The 26,481-nt window shown below is 49.2% G+C and carries 25 protein-coding genes and 1 pseudogene; 17 read left to right on the top strand and 9 right to left on the bottom strand.

Going from position 1 to position 26,481, the window contains the following annotated elements:
* Positions 1-11 precede the first annotated feature (11 nt).
* The 6 genes from HMPREF2606_RS01675 (at position 12) to HMPREF2606_RS01650 (ending at position 6,118) form a co-directional block, all read left to right on the top strand.
* Entirely contained in the window at positions 12-653 is a 642-nt protein-coding gene (locus HMPREF2606_RS01675) for a TetR/AcrR family transcriptional regulator (RefSeq protein ID WP_004519965.1), read from the top strand.
* Between the two features lie 89 nt (positions 654-742).
* Positions 743-1,516: a Rossmann-fold NAD(P)-binding domain-containing protein gene (locus HMPREF2606_RS01670; RefSeq protein ID WP_070714024.1), complete on the top strand. Its 774-nt coding sequence runs from the start codon at positions 743-745 to the stop codon at positions 1,514-1,516.
* A gap of 50 nt (positions 1,517-1,566) precedes the next feature.
* Positions 1,567-2,139, top strand: coding sequence for a ubiquinone biosynthesis accessory factor UbiJ (locus tag HMPREF2606_RS01665; protein ID WP_004519967.1), 573 nt, complete (start codon positions 1,567-1,569; stop codon positions 2,137-2,139).
* Between the two features lie 27 nt (positions 2,140-2,166).
* Positions 2,167-3,057, top strand: a complete 891-nt coding sequence (locus tag HMPREF2606_RS01660; RefSeq protein WP_003746351.1) for an NAD(+) kinase — start codon at positions 2,167-2,169, stop codon at positions 3,055-3,057.
* A gap of 26 nt (positions 3,058-3,083) precedes the next feature.
* Positions 3,084-3,389: a hypothetical protein gene (locus HMPREF2606_RS01655; protein ID WP_036491162.1), complete on the top strand. Its 306-nt coding sequence runs from the start codon at positions 3,084-3,086 to the stop codon at positions 3,387-3,389.
* A 284-nt stretch (positions 3,390-3,673) separates the two neighbouring features.
* On the top strand, positions 3,674-6,118 hold the full coding sequence (locus HMPREF2606_RS01650) for a TonB-dependent receptor (RefSeq protein ID WP_070714220.1): 2,445 nt from the start codon (positions 3,674-3,676) through the stop codon (positions 6,116-6,118).
* Between the two features lie 100 nt (positions 6,119-6,218).
* Here the strand turns inward: HMPREF2606_RS01650 and HMPREF2606_RS01645 are convergent, their stop codons facing one another.
* The 8 genes from HMPREF2606_RS01645 to HMPREF2606_RS01615 form a co-directional block, all read right to left on the bottom strand.
* Positions 6,219-7,271, bottom strand: a complete 1,053-nt coding sequence (locus tag HMPREF2606_RS01645; RefSeq protein WP_283122331.1) for an AAA family ATPase — start codon at positions 7,269-7,271, stop codon at positions 6,219-6,221.
* A 113-nt stretch (positions 7,272-7,384) separates the two neighbouring features.
* A complete protein-coding gene (locus HMPREF2606_RS01640) occupies positions 7,385-8,188 on the bottom strand; it encodes an RNA ligase family protein (RefSeq protein ID WP_070843197.1) in 804 nt (267 codons plus the stop codon).
* Positions 8,189-8,247: 59 nt separating this feature from the next.
* A complete protein-coding gene (locus tag HMPREF2606_RS01635; protein WP_070646004.1) occupies positions 8,248-9,549 on the bottom strand; it encodes a polyamine export protein PaeA in 1,302 nt (433 codons plus the stop codon).
* Between the two features lie 182 nt (positions 9,550-9,731).
* Complete coding sequence (locus HMPREF2606_RS01630; protein ID WP_234394521.1) at positions 9,732-10,157, bottom strand: low molecular weight protein tyrosine phosphatase family protein; 426 nt, start codon at positions 10,155-10,157, stop codon at positions 9,732-9,734.
* Positions 10,129-10,344, bottom strand: a complete 216-nt coding sequence (locus HMPREF2606_RS01625; protein ID WP_003679777.1) for a hypothetical protein — start codon at positions 10,342-10,344, stop codon at positions 10,129-10,131. The genes HMPREF2606_RS01630 and HMPREF2606_RS01625 overlap by 29 nt, the downstream gene beginning before the upstream one ends.
* Positions 10,345-10,531: 187 nt before the next feature.
* The gene (locus HMPREF2606_RS01620) at positions 10,532-11,839 is read right to left on the bottom strand and encodes a replication-associated recombination protein A (RefSeq protein ID WP_070714033.1); all 1,308 of its coding nucleotides are present in this window, start codon (positions 11,837-11,839) and stop codon (positions 10,532-10,534) included.
* Between the two features lie 38 nt (positions 11,840-11,877).
* The gene (locus tag HMPREF2606_RS11020) at positions 11,878-12,051 is read right to left on the bottom strand and encodes a hypothetical protein (protein ID WP_168165910.1); all 174 of its coding nucleotides are present in this window, start codon (positions 12,049-12,051) and stop codon (positions 11,878-11,880) included.
* Between the two features lie 14 nt (positions 12,052-12,065).
* On the bottom strand, positions 12,066-13,421 hold the full coding sequence (locus HMPREF2606_RS01615; protein WP_070714036.1) for a hypothetical protein: 1,356 nt from the start codon (positions 13,419-13,421) through the stop codon (positions 12,066-12,068).
* A 147-nt stretch (positions 13,422-13,568) separates the two neighbouring features.
* On the opposite strand from HMPREF2606_RS01615, the gene HMPREF2606_RS01610 reads away from it, so the two are divergent.
* The gene (locus HMPREF2606_RS01610; RefSeq protein ID WP_070843225.1) at positions 13,569-13,940 is read left to right on the top strand and encodes a hypothetical protein; all 372 of its coding nucleotides are present in this window, start codon (positions 13,569-13,571) and stop codon (positions 13,938-13,940) included.
* Between the two features lie 143 nt (positions 13,941-14,083).
* Positions 14,084-15,493 (top strand): threonine synthase, encoded by a 1,410-nt coding sequence (thrC, locus tag HMPREF2606_RS01605; protein WP_070843196.1) that lies wholly within the window; start codon positions 14,084-14,086, stop codon positions 15,491-15,493.
* Between the two features lie 210 nt (positions 15,494-15,703).
* On the opposite strand, the gene cadR is transcribed toward thrC, so the two are convergent.
* Positions 15,704-16,111 carry a Cd(II)/Pb(II)-responsive transcriptional regulator gene (cadR, locus tag HMPREF2606_RS01600; protein WP_004364961.1) on the bottom strand — a complete coding sequence of 136 codons (408 nt, stop codon included), beginning with the start codon at positions 16,109-16,111 and terminating at the stop codon, positions 15,704-15,706.
* A 95-nt stretch (positions 16,112-16,206) separates the two neighbouring features.
* Here cadR and HMPREF2606_RS01595 point away from each other — a divergent pair, with 95 nt between their 5' ends.
* The 9 genes and pseudogenes from HMPREF2606_RS01595 to hemE all read left to right on the top strand — a co-directional run bounded on the left by HMPREF2606_RS01595 (position 16,207) and on the right by hemE (position 26,342).
* The gene (locus HMPREF2606_RS01595) at positions 16,207-17,103 is read left to right on the top strand and encodes a cation efflux transmembrane domain-containing protein (RefSeq protein WP_070588402.1); all 897 of its coding nucleotides are present in this window, start codon (positions 16,207-16,209) and stop codon (positions 17,101-17,103) included.
* A 3-nt stretch (positions 17,104-17,106) separates the two neighbouring features.
* Complete coding sequence (gene lspA / locus HMPREF2606_RS01590) at positions 17,107-17,619, top strand: signal peptidase II (protein WP_003821921.1); 513 nt, start codon at positions 17,107-17,109, stop codon at positions 17,617-17,619.
* Between the two features lie 21 nt (positions 17,620-17,640).
* A complete protein-coding gene (locus HMPREF2606_RS01585) occupies positions 17,641-18,930 on the top strand; it encodes an ISL3-like element ISPpu12 family transposase (protein ID WP_049331821.1) in 1,290 nt (429 codons plus the stop codon).
* Between the two features lie 171 nt (positions 18,931-19,101).
* On the top strand, positions 19,102-20,868 hold the full coding sequence (gene msbA / locus HMPREF2606_RS01580; protein WP_070843195.1) for a lipid A export permease/ATP-binding protein MsbA: 1,767 nt from the start codon (positions 19,102-19,104) through the stop codon (positions 20,866-20,868).
* Between the two features lie 85 nt (positions 20,869-20,953).
* Positions 20,954-21,730, top strand: coding sequence for a ferredoxin--NADP reductase (locus HMPREF2606_RS01575; protein WP_003746329.1), 777 nt, complete (start codon positions 20,954-20,956; stop codon positions 21,728-21,730).
* A 72-nt stretch (positions 21,731-21,802) separates the two neighbouring features.
* Positions 21,803-22,498: pseudogene (locus HMPREF2606_RS11215) on the top strand (uroporphyrinogen-III synthase); the annotation flags it as partial.
* A 156-nt stretch (positions 22,499-22,654) separates the two neighbouring features.
* Positions 22,655-23,926 carry a uroporphyrinogen-III C-methyltransferase gene (locus tag HMPREF2606_RS11210; protein ID WP_249967818.1) on the top strand — a complete coding sequence of 424 codons (1,272 nt, stop codon included), beginning with the start codon at positions 22,655-22,657 and terminating at the stop codon, positions 23,924-23,926.
* The gene (locus tag HMPREF2606_RS01565; RefSeq protein ID WP_049336806.1) at positions 23,923-25,146 is read left to right on the top strand and encodes a heme biosynthesis protein HemY; all 1,224 of its coding nucleotides are present in this window, start codon (positions 23,923-23,925) and stop codon (positions 25,144-25,146) included. Before HMPREF2606_RS11210 ends, HMPREF2606_RS01565 begins: the two co-directional genes overlap by 4 nt.
* Before the next feature lie 134 nt (positions 25,147-25,280).
* Positions 25,281-26,342 (top strand): uroporphyrinogen decarboxylase, encoded by a 1,062-nt coding sequence (gene hemE / locus HMPREF2606_RS01560; RefSeq protein ID WP_049336807.1) that lies wholly within the window; start codon positions 25,281-25,283, stop codon positions 26,340-26,342.
* The last annotated feature ends 139 nt before the right edge of the window (positions 26,343-26,481 follow it).

Here is a 26,481-nt window from a genome sequence, read left to right as displayed (position 1 = left end):
GAGTGTATCCCATGCCGCGCATTGCCAAAGTCAACACTTACACACGAATCATCAATGCCAGCCTCGCCTTGTTCAACGAAGAAGGCGAGCGCAATATCAGCACCAACCACATTGCCGCCCACTTGGGCATCAGCCCGGGCAACCTCTACTACCATTTCCGCAATAAAGACGAAATCATTGTCCAATTGTTCAAGCGTTACAGCGAAGCCCTGCTTGTCTACCTTAACGAAGCCGTATTGCCGTCTAATGTGGAAGACTCCATCAACTACATGGCCGGTATTTATGATGTGATGTGGGAATATCGTTTCCTTTTCAGCGATGTGAATACCCTGCTTGCCCGCAGTGCCGAATTATTGGGCGAACACAATACCTTTACCCAAGCCAAAGTTTCACCGCTGTTGGTCAACCTGCTGACCCAGCTCAACGGTCTGAACATCATCAGCGCAGACCAAACCGCCATGAACGACCTTGCCGTCAATATGTGGATGGTAACGAAATACTGGTTCGACTTTGACAGCTCCCTGCGCGGCCGCGCCAAGTTGACCGAAGACTCCAAAGTACGGGGCATCAGCCGCACACTCAGCCTGTTGCGCCCTTACCTCCTGCCGGAACACCGCGCTGAATTCGACCAAAAAATCGGCAGCAACCATTAATTTTTCCATACAAAGGCCGTCTGAAAACGTGGCTTTAACCAAGTTAAAGCTATTTTCAGACGGCCTGTTAATTTTCGGATGCTTTATTTATGCACCTTCCCGATATTTCCATTCTCGGCTTAGGCTATCTCGGCCTGCCGCTGGCGCAAAAATGTTATGAGCAAGGCAGTCAGGTAGCCGCCATCAAACGCAACCTGACCTCCGACGACATCAATCTGCCGATTGAACTCGACATCCTCGATTTAAATCAAGATGATATTTTTCACAGTTCGGCATTGTGGCAAAATCATATCAACAAGCCGACATGGTTCTGCCTGCTTCCGCCTTCATCATTAAACCATTACGCCGATACCCTGAAAAAATGGATTCAACTTGCCGAGCAATCTAAGGTACAACACATCATCTTTACCAGCAGCACCAGCGTGTATGGCGACCAAGCACGCATATGCGATGAAACCACGCCGCCCGATCCGCAAACCGAATCCGCCCGTCAAATCCTCACAATCGAGCAAGCCTTGCTGAAAAGCGCCGTCCCCCATATCGACATACTGCGACTGGGCGGACTTTATTCTGCCGACCGTCATCCCGTTACCAAGCTGGTTCAAAAAACACGCATTCAAGGCGGCAATCGACCCATCAATATTCTTCATAAGGATCTTGCCGTCCAAGTCCTTTTTCAGACGGCCTGCCAAGCAGACGGCAAACGCATCCGCAATATTGTCGAACCCCTCCACCCAAGCCGGGCCGAATTTTATACTGCCGAAGCGGCCAAACTCGGCCTGCCGGCTCCTGATTTCATCGTTGATGACAAAAGCAACGGCAAAATTGTAAATACCGTTTGCGCAGACGGGCTAAGCCTGTAAAATTGCGACTCAACCCATTAATCCGTTTCAGACGGCATTTAGAGTAAACCATGTCCGCCCTATTTCCCCTTATCAACCACCTGATACAGCAAAATCCAGAGCAACAGCGCGAGCTGTCTGAATTTGCAGGCAGCATCATCTGCATCAGCCTGACCGGTTTCAGACTGACCGGACGCATCAGCGAACAAGGTTTTCTTGAAACCGCAAATGAAACCGCCGACACCAACATCACATTTCACAACAGCGCCATCCAAAAAATCCTCCAAGGCGGCCAGCCCGGCGTGGGCGATATCAGCCTCGAAGGCGACTTGGTATTGGGCATGTCCGTCCTTCCTATTTTGGGTGGACTGCGCTATTATCCGAGCGAAGATTTGGCGCGTGTATTCGGTCATGTGGCCGCAGAAAGCATCAGCTCGCGCGCCGGCGACATCGGCCGCACCATGAAAAAAATCGGCAAAAGCATTGCCGAACAAATTAGCGACTTTTCACGCGAACCCGAATCCCCTGTTATCGACCAAGCCACGCTTGCCGCATGGCTGGAAGAAGTGGACAAACTGCGTGACGACGTTGCCCGCCTAAACGAACGCCTCGACCGGCTCGAGCGCGATATCTGGATAGATTAGACACTTAATTTCAGACGGCCTACTACCATGAAAAGCCCATTTAAAAACATCGGTATCGTTACACGTCCCAATACGCCCGAGATTCAAGATACCGTCCACACATTGGTTTCTTTTCTGCGCGAAAACGGCTTCACCATCTATCTGGATGAATTGAGCGTAGAAGAACACTGCGTCTATATCCAAGATTCCGCCTACTGCGAAACCGTAAACAAAGCCCAGCTGGGCAAATACTGCGACCTCGTCGTTGTACTCGGCGGCGACGGCACCTTCCTCTCCGCCGCCCGTGAAGTCGCCCCGCGCGCCGTACCCATCATCGGCATCAATCAAGGCCACTTGGGCTTCCTCACCCAAATCTCACGCGACACCATGGTTGAGGGCATCCGCCCCGTCCTGGAAGGCAAATATCTGCCCGAAGAGCGCATCCTCATCGAAGCCAGCATCATTCGTGACGGCGAAACCATCGAACGCGCCCTCGCCCTCAACGACACCGTACTTTCTCGTGGCGGCGCAGGCCAAATGATCGAATTTGAAGTATTTATCAATCAAGAATTTGTCTATACCCAACGTTCGGACGGTCTGATTATTTCCACGCCGACAGGTTCGACCGCCTACGCGCTTGCCGCCGGAGGCCCCATCATGCAGGCCGGTCTGCACGCCTTCACGCTTGTGCCTATCTGCCCGCAATCCATGACCAACCGTCCGATTGCCATCCCTGACACCAGCGTGATTGAAATCCTCATTACCAAAAGCGGCGACGCACGCGCACATTTTGACGGACAATCCCATATCGACGTGCAAAACTTCGACCGCATCATCATCCGCCGCTATCACAACCCCTTGCGCGTCCTCCATCCCACCGATTACCAATACTTCAAAACCCTGCGCCAAAAGCTGCATTGGGGCGAACAATTGATTTAAACACCACTTCAATAAATAGGCTTACCATGAAAACCATTCCCCAAACCTTAATCATCGCGCTGTGCGCCCTTTCCTCCCTATCCGTCTCTGCACACGGCATGCACAAAAGCAAACCCTTGTCCTTTGAAGAATTGCCGAAAATCTGCCAGCAATACTTTACCCGTGCAGATGCGTGTTACCAAAAAGCAGGCGATAAAGCATCGTTCCAACGCGACAACACAAAATACCTGCGCCAAATCCTGCCCGCCGCCGACGTAGGCCAACGCGAACGTATGTGCCAAATTGCCATGGATACATTTGCCGAAAAAACAAAAAACTTGAGCTGCGAATAAAGACCTTTGTCTTAACTCTAGCAATTTTTGATTCCATAAAAAGGCCGTCTGAAACATTGGATTGTTTCAGACGGCCTTTTAATATTTTATAACTAATTATTAATAGCTAGTCTATACTAAATTTTACAAATATTTATAATTATTGATAATAATCAAAACTAATTAAAATAGACATGTTTATTTATGATAATTACCATAGAAAAGATATATCATGATGCCTTTCGTAATGTGATATCAATAAAGGATAAGCGGTGAAACAACAATTTTTATGTAACAAAAATAAAATGTTATGCGCCATTTTGGCTGTTTTCTCAGGCCAGTCATTTGCGGAAGAACTTCCTCAAGTAGATATACCTGAAGTCAAAGTTGTCGGTAATGCGCCTTCAAGTAACTGGCGTTTGCAGCCTGGCGCAAAAGACTATCTAAGAGATGGAGAAGTTTTAACTACAAACGATTTAAAAACAAAACGCGCCGTATCGCTCGGACAGACTGTGGAACAAGTCTCCGGCGTTCAAAACAATGCTTACGGCCCTAATACCGGCGTACCGCAAATCCGCAGCTTGAGCGGCTCGCGCGTATATGTCAGTGAAAATGGTTTGGGTATTTCGGATGCCGCTTCTGTCAGCCCTGACTTACCGCTGATGGTCAATCCGTTCATGGCGGAAAAGATTACCGTTTTAAAATCATCGGCAGCAGTCTTGTATGGCGGCAATGCGATTGGCGGCGCAGTTGATGTTGATACCGGCGTGATTGCCACAGAACTGCCTGAAAAAGATTTAAACGGCAAAGTCGAAGTCAGCGGCGGCTACAATACGCCGCGTGTCGAAGCGTTCAAATTAAACGGCAAAGTCGGCAATGTGGCTTGGCATTTGTCGGGGGCAGACACTCATGCCAATGATTACCGTATTCCGGGCGATTCCAAACCGGCCGCCTGTTACGATCATGCCAATATTTATAGCTCTCGCCTGATGTGGGCGTGTCAGGTTACGCCCGACATTACCGAAACCTTAAACAAAGGCTATTACCGTTATGTCGCAAAAGACATTCCGGCTTTCATTGAACAATGGAAACGCTATAACGACGGCTCGGAACCTGACGAATCTGAATTGTACAAATTAAACAAACCGTTTTGGGGCGATTGGGTAGAAAATCCGCTTTATGACGGCAGTCCAAACTTTAGAAATAAAGTCATCAATGCCATGAAAGACGATATGCCTGTTGAAAAAGGCCGTCTGAAAAACAGCCATCTGAGTAATCAAAACTTTGCTTTCGGCTTGAGCCATATCGGTGAACGCAGCTATGCAGGCTTATCCGTCAGCCGCTTCTTGAGCAAATCCGGTATTGCAGGCTTCGGCTATTACAATTTTGCCGAATCAGGCCACCACCACGGCGGAACCCACAAAGCACCGGTACGCGAATACGCTTCCGTACGTGCCCAACAAACCCGTTGGCAGGCAGAAGCCATGTACCGTCCATTGACGCCATGGATTGAAAACATCAAATTCCAAGCCGCCTATACACAAAACCCAACATCCGAATACTTGGGCGACACCAAAATGCAAACTTTGGACAGCAAAACTTTCCAAAGCCGTTTGGAGTTCAACCACAAAGCAAGTTCTTGGCTGAAAGGTACATTGGGCGCAGATTGGAAACAGCGCAGTACAGAATCTTCAGGCATCAACGGCAAACGCACCGGAAACTATGCCTACCTGCCCGATACCGACAGCAAAGAATACGGCATTTTCGCTTTGGAAAACTTCAAGTGGAAAAACTGGAATGCGTCTTTGGGTTGGCGACATGGCGAAGTCCGTCACTCGGTCGACATCGGCGATTACAAACCTGGACGCAACAGTTCGACCGTTAAAGGATTGGAAGAGAGAGGCCGTCTGAAATACAGCTTAAACCACTATCATGCAGGCTTAGGCGTAGATTTGTTTGACTTCTTAAAACTGGGCGCACGATACAGCCGTTCACAACGCGCCCCTGAAGTCAACGAGTTGTATGCAGGTGGCGATCACTATGCACTGATGGCTTCAGAATCACACTGGGGAGTCGATGTCCTACGTCCGGAAACAGCAGGTACTTGGGAAGTAAACGGCGAAATCGGTTGGAAAGACGGCCGCTTCCGTGCAAGCTGGTATAAAACCCAATTTAAAGACTATACCTTCCTCGTAGATGCCGCACATGACGGCGGCCAACGTCTGCCAACCAAATACTGGCGCTCTGGCGATACCCAGCTTCACGGCGTAGAATTGGAGGTAAACCAATGGTTTGACCTGAATAAATACGGCACATTGGAAGCACGCCTATTTGGCGATTTCGTACACAACCGCGCCGATTTGGACGACGAACGCAACAGCACATTAGGCAATGGCAACCGTGTCCGCAACAACGGCTATTACATGCCCAATATGCCCGTATCCCGCTACGGCGCGGGCCTGACATGGAATAAAGGCAACTGGCAACTGGGCACCAGCCTGACACGCTACCGCCCAGCCAAACATACAGGAAACATGGCTGCCAACTACAAAGAGCCTGTTTTAGGCGGCTATACCATGTGGGATATGTACATGAGCCATACCACCAAACATGGAAAATCGACAGCCGAATGGTTCCTCGATGCACGCAACCTTGCCAACCGTACCGCAAGACCGCAAAACTCCATGCTCAAATATATCGCACCATTGCCGGGCCGCTCTGTCCGCGCCGGTGTAAGGCTGACGTTCTAAGTTGAAAATAAAACAAACCGGATCCCCAGCTGATGGAAATCCGGTTTTCTTTTTTGATTATTTGATTTTCAGACGGCCTAATTACAAGGTTCTTACCTTTTTAAGAAGAAACCACAGAATCCACTGTATGCGCTTCACTGTAATCAGGGATTTCTAACTTTTCTATCATGCGGTGCAACACATCATTCGGCACAGAATGTTCGCGGTTACGGTTTTGCGATAGTAATTGCGTGTAAGGCACTTCCAAATAAATGAGATGCACGCGTGCGCCGTAATCGGCAAACATCGGCAGCCATTTGCTGCGCAGGTCGCGGTTAAGATTGGTCGCATTAAAGACAAATGACGTACGGGCTCGCAGATATTCCTTTGCCTGCTCTTTACCCAAACGCACGGCTTCGGCGGTATGTTTGGAATCTGCGGGATTGAGTTTGCGCTCACGGCGAATCTCATCCAGCGACAGCATAGGCAGATGGGCAAGATGTTGCCTGATGTAACTGTCTTTGCCGCTACCTGCTATGGCGCACATGGCGTACACATCAAAGGTTTGATCATCAAATGGCTGATAATCCGGCATTTCGCTACGGCCGTTAAGATAGAGATAGCGTCCGTAGTCGCTGGCAAAAGTACGCGCTTTACCCCAACAAGCATTTTCTTCACAGAGTTCACGAAACAAATCAATGCGCAGCAAAATATCCTGTTGGTCGCAACATATACGACCCAGTACATCGGCTTTAGCCAGCATGGCAAGATGCTCAGTATTGACCTGCAAACTGGCCGCTATGACGGCTCGCTCAGGATTAGGCTTGTTAATCGCCCATAAGGGCAATCCGTGCAAGCGCACGAGTTTGGCAATGGCTTCTCTTACAGCAAACGGAGCGGCAAGTTCGGTATACAGTAAAGTACGGGCGGTATGCTCGCCTTTTTTTGCGTGATGCGGCGAAACGATACGCTCTTTGCCGTTTTCTATTTCACACTTGGTCGTACTGCGTTTTTCCACATCATGCAGCATGGCGGCAGCAAACAAAATATGCTGCTCCTGTTCATCAAGCGCTTGAAACTCGGGCAGTTTCAAAAGGGCTTCGCACACCATTTTGGTATGCGTAAATACATCGCCTTCGGCATGCCACTCAGGGTCCTGGGGAACGTCCTTCATATCGGCAAACCAGCTGAAACGACGTTCTAATGCTTGCCAGTCAGGAAGTTGACCGGATATATAATATGGGAATGTCCACATAATTGTCTTTCTTATTATTGGATCATTGGACTTCAGGCCGTCTGAAACTGCCAGCTTTGCCAATGGTATTTGTCGTAATCGATAAGGTGGGCAGGCTTCCAAGTTTTCGTCCAATGAACGTCGGTTTTAACATGTTTGGCTCGCACCAATTTGAAAAGATTGTCGAATTCATTGGATTGAACAGGCAGGTTGCCGTTGTTGGTGGCAAAATCAGCGGCGTTCCGGATAACAAAACCTTCACTGCATGCCTTTCCTGTTTTCGGATCGTAGCCGCCGATCTTTCCGGCAGTTTGTACGCTGTCTGTCCACGGCTCTCCCAAATTAGCGGCAAGCCATTGCGCTAAAGCAATATCTTCATTGGCGTATTTTTGAGTGAAATCTGCAAGCAGCTGGACAATGGGGATTTCTGGCACAGTCGGAAAATCAAACAGCTGCGCATAAAATTTAACCTCTTCCCATGAAAGCCAATATCCGCCACGTCGGACTGCAAACAGGTAAAAATAGCTTTCCAGTTGTGAATAGGCAATCGAATGAATGCCATACATATTCTCGCCAAAAAGTTCAAGATCGCCTAAATCATCTTTAATTTGCTGCCATCGTTGCAGCAAAGGCTTGTCCCACGGATGCTGGGTAGGTGCAGCATGACTACGGGCATAGAGGCCGTGCGCGGCAAAGCAGTTGTTTTGCCCATCTAATTTTTCGGTTAAAACCAATTTCGGCAGCTCGGCAAAATATGAAAGAAAGCCGCGCGGCATAAAGCGGTCGTCTGAAGTCGTGCCGAGGCTGATGGGCGCGTGCAGGCTGCGGGCGTATTTTTGGGGTTCGGTTGTCGTCATAATATTTTTTCCTTTTTATTCATTTTTTAATTTTCTTTTCAAGTATTCCCAGCGACTTGTTATATTTTCCCCACTATATTTCCTTGTTTGGAAACCAAAAGTTGGTCGATTTTCAAATTTTCGGTATCGATGATTTCAAACTTATAACCGGCATAAACCAGAAAATCCGTACGCTTCGGGATTTTGCGCAGGGAATACATCATAAAGCCGGCGATAGTTTCGTAGTTTTCCGAATTGGGAAACTCTTCAATATCCAATGCGCGCATAACATCGGTAAGCGGCGTGGCACCGTCCACCAACCATGTATCTTCGGTACGGCGGATGATTTGCGGCTCTTCTTCGGTATTGACCAGCTCGCCCATCACAATGCTCATCACATCTTTCAGCGTTACCACGCCGACCACCAGCGCGTATTCGTTCACCACTACAGCAAAGTCTTCACCGGAAGTCTTGAAGGTCTCCAATACATCATAAAGCGACAGCGTGTCGGGGATAAACAAGGCTTTGCGCAACACGCGCTTGTCGGTCAGACGGACATCTTTTTCTTTTAAAAACAAGGTCAGCAGCGTATGCGATTCGATATAGCCGATAACGCGTTCCAAATCGCCGTCACATACGAGGAATTTATTGTGCGGTTTGTCCGACATCATTTCCAACACGGTATCGCTATCATCGTGTTTATCGAAATAGGCGATGTATTCACGCGTGCTCATGGTGGAAGTGACCGTGCGCTCCTGCATATCGAAAATGTTTTCAATCAGATAGTGTTCTTGTTCTTTCAATACACCAGCCTGCGCGCCTGCATCAACAACGGCATAAATATCTTCCGAAGTCAGCTGCTCCTGACGGACGGTTGAGATTTTGAAGAGTTTGAATATTGCGTTTGCCAATCCGTCAAAAACCCAGACAAGGGGCTTTAAGATAAAAATCAAAAACATCATCGGACGGACAATGCGTACCGCCACCGCTTCGGGATGGGTCATTGCCATACGCTTGGGCATCAGGTCGGCAATTAAAATAAAGCTGCCTGTAACCAGCGAGAAAGTCAGCAAAGAGGCAACTGTGCTGCCCCAACTGCCTGCATTCTCCAATAGTTTGCCAAAATAAGGACGTATTGCCGCCTCGCCAACGATACCGGCAAGAATGGCGACGGCGTTCAAACCGATTTGGACGACAGTAATAAAACTGCCTGGCTGCTGCTGCATATTGATTACGTCAAGCGCGCGCGTATCGCCGCCGTCTTTCGCCATGACCTGCAATTTGATTTTGCGTGCCGAAGCAAGCGCTAGTTCGGAACAGGACACAAACGCGCTAATGACAATCAGCAGGCACAATAATAGTAAGGCTTCAAAAATATTCATGAAAAAGTGTGTGTATGGTATAGGTTAAAAATATTCAAACAGCAAAGGCCATCTGAAAAATTCAATTTGATTTTAGATTTGCGTTTTATTTGTCAGTGATGCGTGAAGTAAATGATGTTTTGGAATAAATTTTACTTAGAAGTAAGTCATATTTTTTTCAGATAATCTTGAGGAAAACCTCATTATCTAGACAGATAAGGCACGACACTTTCCTTCAATATTTCTATCAACTCTTCATCCATGTATCTGTAATCATCAGGAATATCTAAAACAATCATTTCCTTATATTGCAAAGCACGGGGAAACTGTGCCAGCAGACGGCTCTTATGTTTTTGTTCCATTACGAAAATCTTATCCGCCCATGCAATATCATCTATGGAAACAGTATGCCGCGCATTGGGGCTGGTCCCTGCAGAACGTGCCTGTACATTTGGATAACGTCGAAATACGGTTTCAGCGGTAGGACTGCGCCATTGGTTACGACTACAAATAAAAAGTGCATTCATAAAAATTAAAAAAGGCGGAAAGTATCCGCCTTGTGAAAACCATCTCGATTGAATCGAAAATGTATCTTTTGAGTTAGTCAAACCATTCAGCATCAAATTCATGCTGTCTGAACGGATAAATAAAACCCAGTTTTTGTGCACGTTTGATTTTATTGCTGCGGAGATATATCAAATCCCACTTTTTTTCAGGTTTATATTTCAAAGGATTTTTGCCATGTACACGATGACTGGGGCGTTGCTCTTGATGTCGTCGCCATGCACGGCTACGACTTTGATCTAAATTGTCCATTATCTGCTTTCTAATTTTGTTTCGGAAATCGGGTTCAGCAGCCGCGATTTTTTATGTATTCGATTATTCGGCAAGAAAATAGGATGACAAAATTATAGCGAAATTAAAGATATAATGCCAATATTAAACCATCTATTAGGCTCAAAATAACCAAAGGCCGTCTGAAACTTGAGACACATTTATTGTTTTAATCATCCAACGCTTCTTCATCCAAGGATTTCAACCATTTCAGCTTTTCGCCGATTTTGATTTCCAATCCGCGTGGAACGGGTTGGTAGAAGTCTGGTTCGTCCAAGCCGTCGGGCATATAGCTTTCGCCGGCGGCGTAGGCGTTAGGCTCATCATGGGCGTAGCGGTATTCGCGTCCGTAACCCAATTCTTTCATCAACTTGGTCGGGGCGTTGCGCAGGTGGACAGGCACTTCGTCGCTGGCGTTTTCTTTGACGAAGCGGCGCATTTGGTTGTATGCCTTGTAGCCCGCGTTGGATTTTGCGGCGGCGGCAAGGTAAAGCACGGCTTGCGCCAAAGCAAGCTCCCCTTCCGGCGAGCCTAAGCGCTCATAAGTAGTGGCGGCATCATTGGCAATCGTTAAAGCACGCGGATCGGCCAAGCCGATGTCTTCCCATGCCATGCGGACAATGCGGCGGGCGAGATAGCGCGGGTCGGTGCCGCCGTCGAGCATACGGCAAAACCAATACAATGCCGCATTGGGATGCGAACCGCGCACGGATTTGTGCAGCGCGGAAATCTGATTGTAGAAACTCTCGCCACCCTTATCAAAACGGCGGATTTGCGCACCCAAACTATCAGCAAGGAATTCGGCGGTTAAGTTTTTCAGACGACGTGTATCGGCGGCGCGTAAAAGTTGTTCCAATAAGTTCAACAATCTGCGCGCATCGCCGTCGGCGGTATTGACGAGCAGCTCTTGCGCATCGGCTTCAATCGTAAAATCCCGGTATTCGGGCAACGCCAACACTTTGGCAATCAGTTTCTTGAGGTCGTCTGAAGACAAGGATTGTAAAACATACACCTGCGCGCGGCTCAACAGCGCGGGATTGACTTCAAACGACGGATTTTCCGTCGTCGCGCCGATAAAGGTCAGCAAACCGCTTTCGACATGCGGCAAAAACGCGTCCTGCTGCGCCTTGTTGAAGCGGTGGACCTCATCGACAAACAAAATCGTCGCGCGTCCCTGCTGCAAAGCAATTTCGGCTTTATCGATTGCTTCGCGTATGTCCTTCACACCGGAAAACACGGCGGAAACAGGCAGAAACTGGGCATTGAAACTCTGCGCCAAAATCCGCGCCAACGTCGTCTTGCCCACGCCCGGCGGCCCCCACAGCAACATAGAATGCGGCTTCCCACCTTCCACCGCCACGCGCAGCGGCTTGCCTTCGCCGATTAAATGCTGCTGCCCGATAACATCATCAAGCGTATGCGGGCGCAGGCGTTCGGCAAGCGGCGCATCGGGTTGGCGGGTAAAGAGGTCGGACATGGCGGTTTCCGTGAAAGAGGATTTTCAGACGACGTGGATTATAGCAGGTCGTCTGAAAACAGACGGATGGCAAAGGGAACAATAAAGACAGGATACATCACAACCGTCATTCCCGCGTAGGCGGGAATCCGTTTGTGAATTTCAGTTGATTGATTTTTATGGCTTTGCTTTTCGTCAAAGATGGATTCCCGCCTGCGCAGGAATGACGGCATGGATTTTCCATAACTTACTGGCAGATTTTTTTGTCTGTGTATCCTATATCAGGATGACCATCCTTGTTTTTTGGCGAATCATGATTACAGCTGCCGTAATTAATCTGGATTGACATATTTTTTGCATTGGATTGTATCGGCAGGACAGGTCGGATATTGTAATTATTCAAGCCGGCATTGGATTGAGCATTAAGGTCATTTTTAAATCTAACGTCCGTATTAATATCAATTGCAGGATCGTCATGAGCGGTATTCTCAGGATTACCGTCGTCAATGCCATCAGTATTGGTACTGATATAACTTTCCGGCATGATTTGCAAGGCTTTTCCGCTGATGACGATACATTCCTTACCTAATTTTTCCTTTTCTTCTTCGTTTCTTATGATGTTGTAAACAGTTGGCGGACAGAAAACTTTAGTATCGCCTAAATTCCAAGCCATATAGCCGAATAGGGCATTATTGCGTGTTTCTGGAGAACAGGTAATTCCTTTTTCTGCTTTTTCTTTTTCTGAAAGAATAGAACATTTGAATTTTTGTTTTAATTTGAGTAAGTCATTTTTATCAATGCCGTTGGCTTCTTGAGAGCCGTTGTTTTGTTGGAAGTTGTTGTGCAGTAAATACCATGAGGAATCTGAGTGAAACTCAACATAATGTATAGGGTATAAAACTTTTGCTTTTTCGCTATGAAACATAAGGATAAGAATGATAAATGCGTTAATAGGGAGATATACAATAAAAAAATTTTTTTTAAATATTTTACTAGATAAATAAGCTATAAGACTAAATACAAACGCAACAAAACAGAAAACTACGAAGTTCGAAAATGAAAAAGATATTATATCTAAGAATATTGAAATTAGATATATTATTACATAAAGTAAAATGATAATAAAAATTCCATCTAGTTTAAATAATGGAATATTTTTAATACCTTCCGAATTTGCTAAACAAAATATAAAGTAAAGCAATACATAAAATATAAGGAAAATTATTCCAAAAGAAATAGATATTGTTAATAAATTTGCTGCACTCGCTATTACATCAGGGAAAATGCTTAATTGACCTATATTAAGAAGATAAGAATATATAGTAATTCCACCAATAAATATTCCAAATATTGCCGAAATACCTAATATTTTGCTGGTGACTTCCAAAACGTCAGTCAGTTTTATTTGCTCTTTTGGTTGCACAACCGTATCAGCTTGTTTCATTTCTGCCTGTTTTGCAGCCTCATCGTTTTTTGCGGCATTTTCTTCTGATTCAGGCTGTTTATTTTCAGCGGTATGCTCTGAGTGCTCTTGAATGCCTTTGTCAGCCGTTTTCTCTTGATTCTCTTTAGGGTTTTGCGTGTTTTCGTTTGAGTTAGCCATTGATCAATCCTCTATTTTCCCAAAAAAACGGATTATACCCGACTTTCCCCAATCCCCCATCTCACACCGCTTACGGTATAATACGCGTTTGTTTAAAGACTTTGCGGGGCGTTTCAGACGACCTTGCGGCAAGGGATGGCTATGAATATGAAAAAGATGGTTGCCGTTGCTTCTGTGGCGGCGTTGTTGGGCGGTTGCGCTTATGATTCTGACTCGGCGTTCGGCGGTTTGGGCGGCGGTACGGGTATCGGCGGCAGCGTGGTGAAAATGGCGGTCGATCATCAGTGCCGTTCGGAGTTGAACAAGCGCAATGAATGGCGCTTGGTCGCGCTGACGATGAGCGCGGACAAACAGCGCGAGTGGGAAGACAAAATCTGCGGCTGCGCGAGCGAGGAGGCACCGAACCAGGTGTCCGCGCAAGAGTTGATGGATGTTTTGAATCCTTCTTCGCACGATCGGGCGATTGCGTCGATAACGGTGAAAACCGTCAATGCTTGTTTCAAGCGTTTGTATAGATAATGTTTTTCAGACGACCTCTGTGTATCGGGGTTGTCTAAAAGTTTATAGTGGATTAAGGTCAGGATAGGGCGGCTTGTGGGATGGTTCGCAGGCGGGTTTCCTGTTTGGATCGGCAATATTTTTGTTTTTATAGAGAAGAAATTATGAAATATATCAGCACCCGCGGTGCAACCGCACGCAAGCAATTCAGCGAAGTTTTATTGATGGGTTTGGCTCCTGACGGCGGTTTGATGCTGCCTGAGCAATACCCTCAAATCGATCGTGCTACTTTAGACCAATGGCGCACACTCAGCTACCCCGAGCTGGCGTTTGAAGTCATGAGCCTGTTTGCCACCGACATCCCTGCTGATGATTTACGCGATATCATCAACCGCACCTACACCGAAGAAGTATTCGGCACCAAAGCCATTACTCCGGTGCGCACACTTTCAGACGGCATCAAAATCCAAGCCCTGTCCAACGGCCCGACTTTGGCATTCAAAGACATGGCCATGCAATTCTTGGGCAATGCGTTTGAATATGTATTGAACAAAGAAGGCAAAGAACTCAATATTTTAGGTGCCACCAGCGGCGACACCGGTTCTGCCGCCGAATATGCCCTGCGCGGTAAAAAAGGTGTCAACGTCTTCATGCTGTCGCCGGAAGGCAAAATGAGCGCATTCCAACGCGCGCAAATGTTTAGCCTGCAAGATGCCAACATCCACAACATCGCCGTTGAAGGCATGTTTGACGACTGCCAAGACATCGTCAAAGCCGTACAAAACGATGCCGAATTCAAAGCCAAATACCATATCGGCACAGTCAACTCTATTAACTGGGGCCGTATCGTCGCCCAAGTCGTGTACTACTTTGCCGGTTATTTCAATGCCACTTCGAGCAATGACGAAAAAGTCAGCTTCTGTGTACCAAGCGGCAACTTTGGCAATGTCTGCGCCGGCCATATCGCCCGTCAAATGGGCCTGCCTATCCATCGCTTGATTGTTGCCACCAATGAAAACGATGTATTGGACGAATTTTTCAAAACCGGCGCATACCGCCCGCGCAACAGCGAACACACCCACGTCACATCCAGCCCGTCTATGGATATTTCCAAAGCCTCCAACTTCGAGCGTTTTGTGTTTGACCTGATGGACCGCGATGCAGATGAAATCAAAACCTTATGGGCTGAAGTAAGCTCCGGCAAAGGTTTCAATTTGGAATTTGTCTTAAACAAAGTACATCAACAATATGGCTTTGTTTCCGGCAAATCAACCCATGCCAACCGCCTTGCCACCATCAAACAGGTTTACGAGCAAGATCATGAATTGATTGATCCGCATACAGCCGATGGCGTCAAAGTTGCCCGTGAAGTCCGCGAAGCCGGCGAAACCATCGTCTGCCTCGAAACCGCACTGGCCGCCAAATTTGAAGCTACCATCCATGAAGCGGTCGGTGAAGTTTCCATCCCCCGTCCGGCCACATTGGAAGGCTTGGAAAACCTGCCGCAACGTGTCCGTGTTGTCCCTAATAATGCAACAGCAGTGAAAGACATCATTAAGGAAGCCCTGGCTTAACCGGCCGTCCTTGACGACTGCACAGGCCGTCTGAAAAAGTTTCAGACGGCCGCAACCGATATTTGAGAAGTGGGTAACATTATTGCCAAACCCACCACGCCGCAGTCGTTCCTAATATAAAATGGGTAAGCGGATTAAATGGTTGATCTTACCTTTGCATGAGAGTGAGACAGACTAGCATCTCATCGGATTATCTGGTTGATGCTTCACCTACTGCTGGTGCATGTTTCCTTCGCTAATTCCAGCAAGAACCCCACACGCCTCAACTTCCCGGTCATCGTTGCAACTCGCTCTCAGTGAAACGAGTTGTTTCTCAAGCGCTTGCAGAGCGGTTATCTGCGACCGCACATGAGAGATGTGATCATCGAGCAAGGCGTTGACGGCGGTACAAGGCTGATGAGGGTCGTCCTGATAGCTCTGTAGTTCGTGAATCTCAGCCAGTGACAGGCCCAGGATTCTGCAGCGACGGATGAAGGCCAGCCCCTCACCATGCTTCTCGGTATAGACACGGTAACCGTTGTCCTGCCGATCAGGCGGCGGCAATAAGCCCTGCTGTTCATAGAAGCGGATCGTCTGTGTTTCGACCCCTACCAACTGCGCCAACTGACCAATGCGCATCAGCCTCCTCCCCAACGGATTCTTTACTCTATTGACCTTATAGTAGCTTTATAGTTTAAAATGGTACCACAACATTGTTCAAGTGGAGTCATATTATGAGCAAATCCTGTGGTGGCGCCTGTGGCGGTGATGCAACGTCCGCAGCGGATACCGATATACAGGCCTCCTCCGAGGCGACAGGGAGATGGGTCAGTGTTTATGCAGTGCCGAAGATGGACTGTCCATCAGAAGAACGAATGATTCGCCTAGCCCTGAACGGCTTTGAGGAGATTCGGGCGCTGTCCTTCGACTTGTCGAACCGCCGGCTGAAGGTCGTGCATGACGGCGAGATCGAGCCCGTCACCTCGAAACTGAAGACCTTGGGGCTAGGCGCCTCGCTTCAGGAAACCGTCGCTGCAAATCCAGAGACCATCAAGGCCGCCGAGTTTTCGGCAGCTTCTGCTAAGCAAGAATCCTGGACCCTGCGCTGGTTGCTCGGCATCAATGCACTTCTGTTCGTAGTGGAAATGACTGCCGGTCTGATCGCCCAGTCCACCGGCCTGATTGGAGAATCCCTGGACAATTTTTCCGATGCGGCGGTGTACGGGCTTGCCCTTTATGCGGTTGGACATAGCGTGAAAATGCAGGTACGTGCCGCGCATCTTGCTGGTGTACTGCAACTGATCTTGGCTGTGGGCGTGCTCGTAGAGGTGGTGAGACGCTTTGTATTCGGTAGTGAGCCTGAATCTCTGGTGATGATGGCTATCGCATTCGTCGCATTGATTGCCAATACCAGTTGTCTGCTGCTCATATCCAAACATCGGGAAGGCGGGGCGCACATGAAGGCAAGCTTGATATTCTCGGCCAACGACGTGGTGATCAACCTGGGGGGCATCACCGCCGGCGCCCTGGTCGCGTGGACCGGTTCCAATTATCCAGATCTGATTATCGGCACCATCACGGGGGTGATTGTACTTAACGGTGCCAGACGCATTTTGGCGTTGAAGGGTTAAATAATGCTCATTATTGGCAAAAAGCTCTCGCCGTATGCCCTATTGTCCATATCGGGCCTGCTGGCAGCGTCTGATCAGGCTGTAAAGTGGCTGGTGCAGCAATCAATGGCCTATGGCGAGTATGTTTCGGTGACCCCGTTCTTTAACTGGGTGCACCTATGGAACACCGGTGCCGCATTCAGTCTTTTTGCGAATGGTGGAGGCTGGCAGCGCTACTTTTTTATCGGAATCGCGGTAGTGGTCTCGATTTTTCTGATCAAGCTGATCCTTGAAAATCGTCATAAAGGAGAAGCCATCGCTTACAGTCTTATCCTCGGTGGCGCCATGGGCAACCTGATTGACCGGGTCTTTCGCGGCTATGTTGTGGATTCCTTTGATTTCTATTGGCGAGACTGGCATTGGCCGGCCTTCAACCTGGCTGATATTGCAATTGTCCTCGGTGCCTTACTTTTCGTTTCCAGCAGCTTGTTGGGTAAAAAAGCAAACACCAATGCCGAGTCGGATGGATCTGACTGACACCTACGCCTATACAACACCATGACCGAACTTCCCGACAACATCCTTCACCTGCCGCAATACCAAGTACTGGGCTGCAAATCAACCGACGACGAAATGCACTTCCAGGTGGACGTGCCCGATCCCATCGCCTGCGAGGAATGCGGCGTGCAGGGTGAGTTCGTACGGTTCGGCAAGCGTGACGTTCCCTATCGTGATCTGCCCATCCACGGCAAGCGGGTCACTCTCTGGGTGGTCCGCCGCCGATACACCTGCCGGGCCTGCAAGACAACATTCAGGCCCCAGCTACCGGAGATGGTGGACGGATTCCGTATGACACTGCGGCTGCATGAGTACGTGGAGAAGGAATCCTTCAACCACCCCTACACCTTTGTGGCGGCACAGACCGGCCTGGACGAGAAGACGGTGCGCGACATCTTCAACGCCCGCGCCGAGTTCTTGGGGCGCTGGCACCGCTTCGAGACGCCCCGCATCCTGGGCATTGACGAGCTATACCTGAACAAGCGCTACCGCTGCATTCTGACCAACATTGAGGAGCGAACCCTGCTCGACCTGCTGGCCACCCGCCGCCAGGACGTGGTGACCAACTACCTGATGAAGCTGAAAGACCGGCAGAAGGTCGAGATCGTCAGCATGGACATGTGGAACCCCTACCGGGCAGCGGTCAAGGCTGTACTGCCCCAGGCCCGTATCGTGGTCGATAAGTTCCATGTGGTGCGCATGGCCAACGATGCCCTAGAGAGAGTGCGCAAGGGCCTCAGAAAGGAGCTGAAACCGTCCCAGAGCCGGACTCTCAAGGGAGACCGGAAAATCCTGCTGAAACGCGCTCACGAAGTCTCAGACCGGGAGCGCCTCATCATGGAGACCTGGACAGGCGCGTTCCCGCAACTGCTGGCCGCCTACGAGCACAAGGAGCGCTTCTACGGCATCTGGGACGCCACCACACGGCTCCAGGCAGAAGCCGCCCTGGACGAGTGGATAGCCACCATCCCGAAGGGCCAAAAGGAAGTCTGGAGCGATCTGGTCAGGGCAGTGGGAAACTGGCGTGAAGAGACCATGACCTACTTCGAGATGGACATGCCCGTCACCAACGCTTACACGGAGTCCATCAACCGACTGGCCAAGGACAAGAACCGTGAAGGGCGCGGTTACTCCTTCGAGGTGATGCGGGCACGAATGCTCTACACCACGAAGCACAAGAAGAAGGCACCGACTGCGAAGGTCTCTCCTTTCTACAAGAAAACCATCGGTTACGGACTGCCGGACTTCGCAGAGGAACTCAACTACGGAGTCGATCTATCAACCATCTGAGGGTGGTATCAGATTGATGGGGTGAAGGTGCCCCATCAACCATTAAATCCGTATACCCTATAAAATCAAGGTGTTAAAACAATACCAACTCCTTTTGACTTTCAATTGCAAACATTGTAATGACAGATATTTTCGTTTAGAATTGCATGTTTGCTCTAAATTTGGATTGATATGCAGACAACACAAGCCACATCCAACTGGGAGCTGTACAAGCGTTTGCTTGGATATTTAAAAAGCTATTGGAAGATGTTTATCGTCTCCGTAGTGGCCATGCTGATTGTCGCCGGTACGATGCCGGCTTTCGGTTACTTGCTCAAACCTTTGATTAATGAAGGTTTTGTCGATAAAAACATGAAAAGCATGTCATGGTTGCCGCTGGCAATTGTGGCACTGTTTTTCGTTCGCGGCCTGTTCAATTTCATTAACGAATATTGCACGACGTATCTGTCCAGCCACTTAGTGCAGCGCTTGCGCGGTGAAATGTTCAACAAAATGATGCACCTGCCGACTTCGTATTTCAGCAGCAATACCGGCGGCCGTTTGATGTCTCGTATCTTGAACGACGTCAATCAAATTACTGATGCAGGGTTTAACGTCATTACCGTGATTGCCAAAGACGGCGTGAGCGTAGTCGGCCTGTTGGGCTTGCTGACTTATCTGAACTGGCGTTTGACCCTGATTACTTTTATTATTTTGCCGGTTGTCGCCGTATGTATCCAAACGGTCAGCAAACGCCTGCGCAAATTGTCTGCCAACAACCAAATTTATCTTGGCCAGCTGATGCAGGTCTTGGGCGAAAGCATCAACGGTGAACGCGTTGTAAAAATCTACGGCGGTCAAGATTATGAAAACCGCCGCTTCAACCGTATTGCCGACGATGTGCGCCGCAACCTGCTCAAACAGGTTTCCGCCAGCTCTGCCGGTACCGGCATTACGCAATTAATGGCTTCGGTTGCACTGGCTGCGATTATTTACGCAGCCGCCCGCCAAGCAGGGCTTTCCGGCTTCAGCGCAGGCGATTTCATGTCGTTTTTGTCCAGCATGATCATGATGTTTGACCCCATCAAACGCATGACCGGCGTGATGCAATCCCTGCAGCGCGGTTTGGCGGCGGCTGAAAGCGTCTTCACCTTTTTGGACCAGCCCGAAGAAAGCAACGAAGGCAAACAAACCCTCAGCCCAAACCCTGGCGATATCGAATTTTGCGATGTTGTACACCGCTATCCTGAAGCCGAACGCAACAGCTTGAACCACATCAACCTGCTTGTACCGCAAGGCAAAGTTACCGCATTAGTCGGCGCATCAGGCTGCGGTAAAACCACCTTGGCCAATATGTTGCCGCGCTTCCTCAATCCGGACGAAGGCAAGGTTTTGATTGGCGGTGTCAACATCAATGAATATACACTAGAAAGCCTGCGCAGCCGCATGGCATTCGTCAGCCAAAACGTTGTCCTGTTTAATGGTACGATTGCTGAAAACATTGCCTATGCACAAGCTGACAAATTCAGTGAAGAAGAAATTATTAATGCCGCAAAAGCAGCCAATGCCTGGGAATTTATCCAAAAAATGCCGCAAGGCCTGCACACTGAAGTTGGCGAAAACGGTTTAAAACTGTCCGGCGGCCAACGTCAACGTCTCGCCATCGCGCGTGCGCTTTTGAAAAACGCGCCGATTTTAATTTTAGACGAAGCCACCAGTGCATTGGATAATGAATCCGAACGTTTGGTACAAACCGCATTGGAAAACCTGATGCAAAACCGTACCACTTTGGTGATTGCCCACCGACTTTCTACCATCGAAAAAGCCGACAACATCGTTGTCATGCATGAAGGCAATGTCGTCGAACAAGGCACACACCAAGAATTAATCAGCGCAGGCGGACGCTATGCCGACCTGCACAGCCTCAGCGAAAAATCAGCCAAACCGGCAAGCAAGTAGCTGAACACCATATTCCATTCTTTTTATTAACCTTGGCCGCCCCGACCTATCCTTTTCAGACGGCCTTATCCGACAGGAAATATCAATGGCAGCATTCAACACCCAGAAAGTCTTGTCCGTACACCACTGGACCGACGCTTACTTCACTTTCACCTGCACCCGTGACGAATCTTTGCGCTTTGAAAACGGCCAGTTCGTCATGGTCGGCCTGATGGTTGACGGCAAACCGCTGATGCGCGCATACAGCGTGGCTTCTGCCAACTGGGAAGAGCATCTGGAATTTTTCAGCATTAAAGTACAAGACGGCCCATTGACCAGCCGCCTGCAACACCTTAAAGTCGGTGATGATGTCCTCATCAGTAAAAAACCGACCGGTACATTGGTTGCCGGCGACCTGAATCCGGGCAAACACCTCTACCTCTTGAGCACCGGTACCGGCATCGCACCTTTCTTGAGCATTACCAAAGACCCTGAAATTTACGAGCAATTCGAAAAAATCATCTTGGTTCACGGCGTACGCTACAAAAAAGACTTGGCATACTACGACCGCTTTACCAAAGAATTACCCGAACACGAATACCTGGGCGACTTGGTTAAAGAAAAATTGATTTACTATCCGATTGTTTCACGCGAAGACTATGTACACCATGGCCGTCTGACCGATTTAATGCGCAGCGGCAAACTCTTCGAAGACATCGGCCTGCCTAAAATCAATCCGCAAGACGACCGCGCCATGTTGTGCGGCAGCCCTGCTATGTTGAAAGACACCTGCAACGTCTTGGACGAATTCGGCCTGACCGTTTCTCCGAAAACCGGTGTCCGCGGCGACTACCTGATTGAGCGCGCATTCGTCGATCAATAACGTATCCCCGGCAGCAGGCCGTCTGAAACCCTTCTTTCAGACGGCCTAAACCTTAATAATTTATCCCACATTATGCCTACTCTACTCATCATCCGTCCGTCCAACCGTCCACAGCAAGATATCCAAACCTGCCATGCAGCTGGTTGGCAGGCTCAAGTATTGAGTCCGATCGAAATAGAGGCAGACCGTTCGGCACTAAACAAACTTCCCGAACAATTTAAGCAAGCCGATGTCGTGTTTTGGGTCAGCCCCACCGCTATTGAAACCGCAGCGCCGCATCTGAACTTTTCAGACGGCCCTAAAGCACACATTACCGTCGGCCAAACCAGCCAACATACTTTGGCGCAATTCTCCCCCTATCCCGTATTCTCCCCCGAAGATGGCAACGACAGCGAAGCCGTCTTGAGAATGCCTATTTGGAAAAACCTGCCACCCAATGCCCGAGTTCTAATCATTCGAGGTCATGGCGGCCGTGATTTTCTGGCAGAAAAACTGACCGAACTGGGTTTCCAAATCGACATCGCCGAAATCTATTTCAGACGGCCACACGCCATCGATTGGCAGAGCTTTAAAACCGAAGACATCGCCGCCGCCTACGTTACATCCGGCGAGATCGCGCGCGAATTTTTCCATCAGATTCCGCCGCAATTTTCCCGATTCTTCGAATCCTTGCTATACTTTACCCACCATCCACGCATTGCCGATGCGCTTCGCATCGTCGGCGCCAAACATGTAGAAACCGTCACTTCTTTATCCGCAGCACTTTCATCCATGCCACAAAGGAGCCAAGCAGTGAGCCCAGTCGAAGACAATAAAGATACCCAACAAGTTGCCAATACGGCAGCTCCGGCGCCTGAACGTTCTGAAAACACCAGGCCGTCTGAACAAATCAAACCTACCCAACCTCAGCGAGTGGAGGCGAGCATGCCCGAGTCCAACAATCTCCCACAAAACAACGCCCCTGTTATCATCAAACAATCCGGCGGCAAAGCCTTGGCCGCAGGTGCAACCGTCTTGGCACTGCTTGGCCTAGGCGCGAGCGGATTCCTGTTTGTACAGGGTCAAAATGTTTTAAAAAACCAAGAGCTCGAATTCAACCAAAAAATCGACAAAGCTGCATTGGGCGAGTCTGAAAACGCCAGCCTTCTAAAAGACAACCTCAACCGCCAAACCGCTATTCAAGCCGAGTTAGACCGCCTGAACAACGGTCAAAAAAACAATAGCGATCAAATCCTGCAAATGCAGAAAGCTTATCAAGAGCTGCTCAAAGGCCGTATCAACTGGCTGGTCGACGAAGCCGAATCCATGTTGAACACTGCTTCACAACAATTGATGCTGTCAGGCAATCTTCAAGGCGCGGTCAGCGTATTGGAACACATTGACAGCCGCTTAAGCCGTTTTGAACAGCCTGAGCTTATCCCCATCAAGCAAGCCATCAGCAATGATTTGGCCGCACTGAAAAACCGTCCTTATGTCGATATTTCCGCTACTGCCTTGCGTATCGACCGTTTGGAAACAGGTATTTCCGGACTGCCTTTAGTTTTGGACGGCGTATTGAAACCGGGTGCCGCGCCTGTCGAAGCCACTAATTCAGGAACTTGGTGGGAAAACACATGGGAGAAATCCCTCAATGCCCTCAAAGGCTTGGTTGAAGTCCGTCATCTGGACAGCAACGACGCCATGTTGATTTCGCCCGATCAAACCTACTTCATCCGTGAAAACCTGCGCCTGCGCCTTTTGGATGCGCGCATTGCCCTGTTGCAACACAACGGCGAAGTGTATCAAAGCGATTTGAACAACGTTGAAGCAACTGTAAAACAATACTTCGACAGCAAATCCCCTGCTACCCAGTCATGGTTGAAAGAGTTGGCCGAACTCAAAGCCCTTGATGTCCGCATGATTTCAGACGACAGCCTGAAAGCCAGCTTGAGCGCCGTTCGCGCTTATCAAGAAGGTTCGCGTACACAAATGACGACCGAAGAAGCTACGCAAACCCAAGCTGCCGAGAAAACCGCTTCCGCTCCGGCTACAACTACCGAGCAAGCCACAACTGCCGCACCGGCTGCCGCTTCCGCACCGCAGTCTTTAGAAGCACCTGCTTTGCCGTCTGAAAACAAAAAAGAACCGGCCGCCGAAGCTGCCAAACCACAAAACCAAACCAAGCCTGCTGCCAAAATTAAAGGAGAGCAAGCATGAAAACCGTCGTTTGGATTGTCATTCTGTTTGCCGCAGCCGTCGGTTTAGCGTTGGCTTCAGGCATTTATACCGGCAACGTGTACGTCGTGGTTGAACAAACCATGCTACGTATCAATCTGCATGCCTTTGTTTTAGGCCTGCTGTTGAGCGTATTCGTCTTGTATTTCCTGATTAAATTCGTGTTCGGCCTCTTGAACATTCCGGCGCGTATCCAACGCTTCGGCATTGCCCGCAAAGGCCGTCAGGCTTCTGCCTCTTTGAACAGCGCAGGTCTGGCATACTTTGAAGGCCGTTTTGAAAAAGCCGAACAAGAAGCCGCCAAAGTCTTGCAAAACAAAGAAGCAGGCGACAACCGCACCCTGGCTTTGATGTTGGGCGCACACGCGGCCGACCAAATGGAAAACTTCGAACTGCGCGACCGCTACCTGCACGAAATCGAACACCTTCCGCAAAAACAACAGCTTTCCCGTCATCTTTTGCTGGCCGAATCCGCACTGGGCCGCCGCGATTATCCGACTGCCGCACAAAATCTTGAAGCCGCAGCCAAAATCAACGGCAACTTAAGCCGCTTGGTGCGCCTGCAATTGCGTTATGCCTTTGATCACGGCGATGCTTCAGATGTCTTGGCAAAAGCGGAAAAACTGGTCAAAGCCGGCGCCATCAACGATTACGAAGCAGAACAGTATCAAAACTGGGCATATCGCCGCCTCTTGAGCGAAGTAACCGATGCAGGCCGTCTGAAAGCCTGTTTGAAACAGATTCCCGAAAACGTGAAATCTGGCGAATTGTGCGTCTCGATTGCCGAAAAATACGAGCGTTTGGGCTTGTATGCCGAAGCGGTCAAATGGGTAAAAACCCATTATCCGCAAAACCGCCAGCCCGAGCTTTTGGAAGCATTTGTCGAATCCGTTCGTTTCCTAAGCGAGCGCGACCAGCAAAAAGCCATCGATTTGGCAGATTCTTGGCTGCAGGAACAACCGGACAATGCGCTACTGTTGATGTATCTTGGCCAACTGGCTTACGGCCGCAAACTTTGGGGCAAAGCCCAAGGCTACCTCGAAGCCAGCATCGCCCTGCAACCCAGCGTATCTGCGCATTTGGTTTTGGCCCGCGTGTTTGATGAAACCGATCAGCCGCAAAAAGCGCAAGAACAACGCAATCTGGTTTTGGAAAGCGTAGCCGAGGAAGAACATCCGACAGCCCTTCCTCAACCAAATTGATGTGCCGGCTTCACATTAACAACTCATGAAATCTTTCATACCAGCTTCTATTTAATTATTTCAGACGGCCTGAATAAACAACTAAGGCCGTCTGAACTTTGTTCCAACACACCAAATCAGAAAGCCTATTTATCATGACTGCTCTGAAAAACGATACTTTCCTCCGCGCCCTGCTCAAACAGCCTGTCGAATACACGCCCATCTGGATGATGCGCCAAGCCGGACGCTATCTGCCTGAATACAAAGCCACGCGCGCACGCGCAGGTAGCTTTCTCGATTTGTGCAAAAACACCGAGCTGGCGACCGAAGTCACCATCCAGCCTTTAGAACGTTTTGATCTGGATGCGGCAATTCTGTTTTCCGATATTCTGACCGTTCCAGATGCCATGGGTTTAGGCCTGTATTTTGCCGAAGGTGAAGGCCCAAAATTTGAACGCGCTTTGCAACACGAAGCCGACATTGCAAAACTGCAAGTTCCCGACATGGAAAAACTGCAATACGTCTTTGATGCCGTGACTTCCATCCGTAAAGCACTGGACGGCCGAGTTCCGCTGATCGGCTTCTCCGGCAGCCCGTTCACACTCGCCTGCTACATGGTCGAAGGCGGCAGCAGCAAAGAATTCCGCACCATCAAAACCATGATGTATTCGCGCCCTGATTTGCTGCATAAAATCCTCGACACCAATGCCCAAGCCGTTACCGCTTATCTCAATGCCCAAATCGATGCCGGCGCACAAGCCGTACAAATTTTCGACACTTGGGGCGGCGTGTTGAGTGATGCCGCATTTAAAGAATTCAGCCTCAAATACATCCGTCAAATCGTAGCCGGACTCAAACGCGAAAACGAAGGCCGCCGCGTGCCTGTTATCGTATTTGCCAAAGGCGGGGGCTTATGGCTGGAAAGCATGGCGGAAATCGGTGCAGACGCATTAGGCTTAGACTGGACCTGCAACATCGGCGAAGCCCGCCGTCGCGTCGGAGAACAAGTCGCCCTGCAAGGCAACTTCGACCCGTTTGCCCTCTTCGGTACGCCCGAATCTATCCGCACCGAAGTCGCGCGCATCCTTGCCAACTACGGCAACGGCAGCGGCCATGTATTCAATCTCGGCCACGGCATCAACCAACACGCCGACCCCGAACACGCCAAAATCTTAGTCGATACCGTACACGAACTGTCCCGTCAGTATCACCGTTAATGAAAGCAACGCAAAGGCCGTCTGAAAACAAAAACACAATTATCGTGTAAATTTGTTTTCAGACGGTTTTTTCTATATACTTAATATTTGAAGCTTGTCGGCCCAAACCTTCAAATTGAAAAACCCAACCACTCCCCAC

The organism is Neisseria sp. HMSC070H10 (assembly GCF_001837635.1).
In the GTDB taxonomy this organism is placed as follows: Bacteria; Pseudomonadota; Gammaproteobacteria; order Burkholderiales; family Neisseriaceae; genus Neisseria; species Neisseria subflava_A.
Note: the sequence above shows the minus strand (reverse complement) of the source record. Positions and strands in the feature narration are given on the sequence as shown.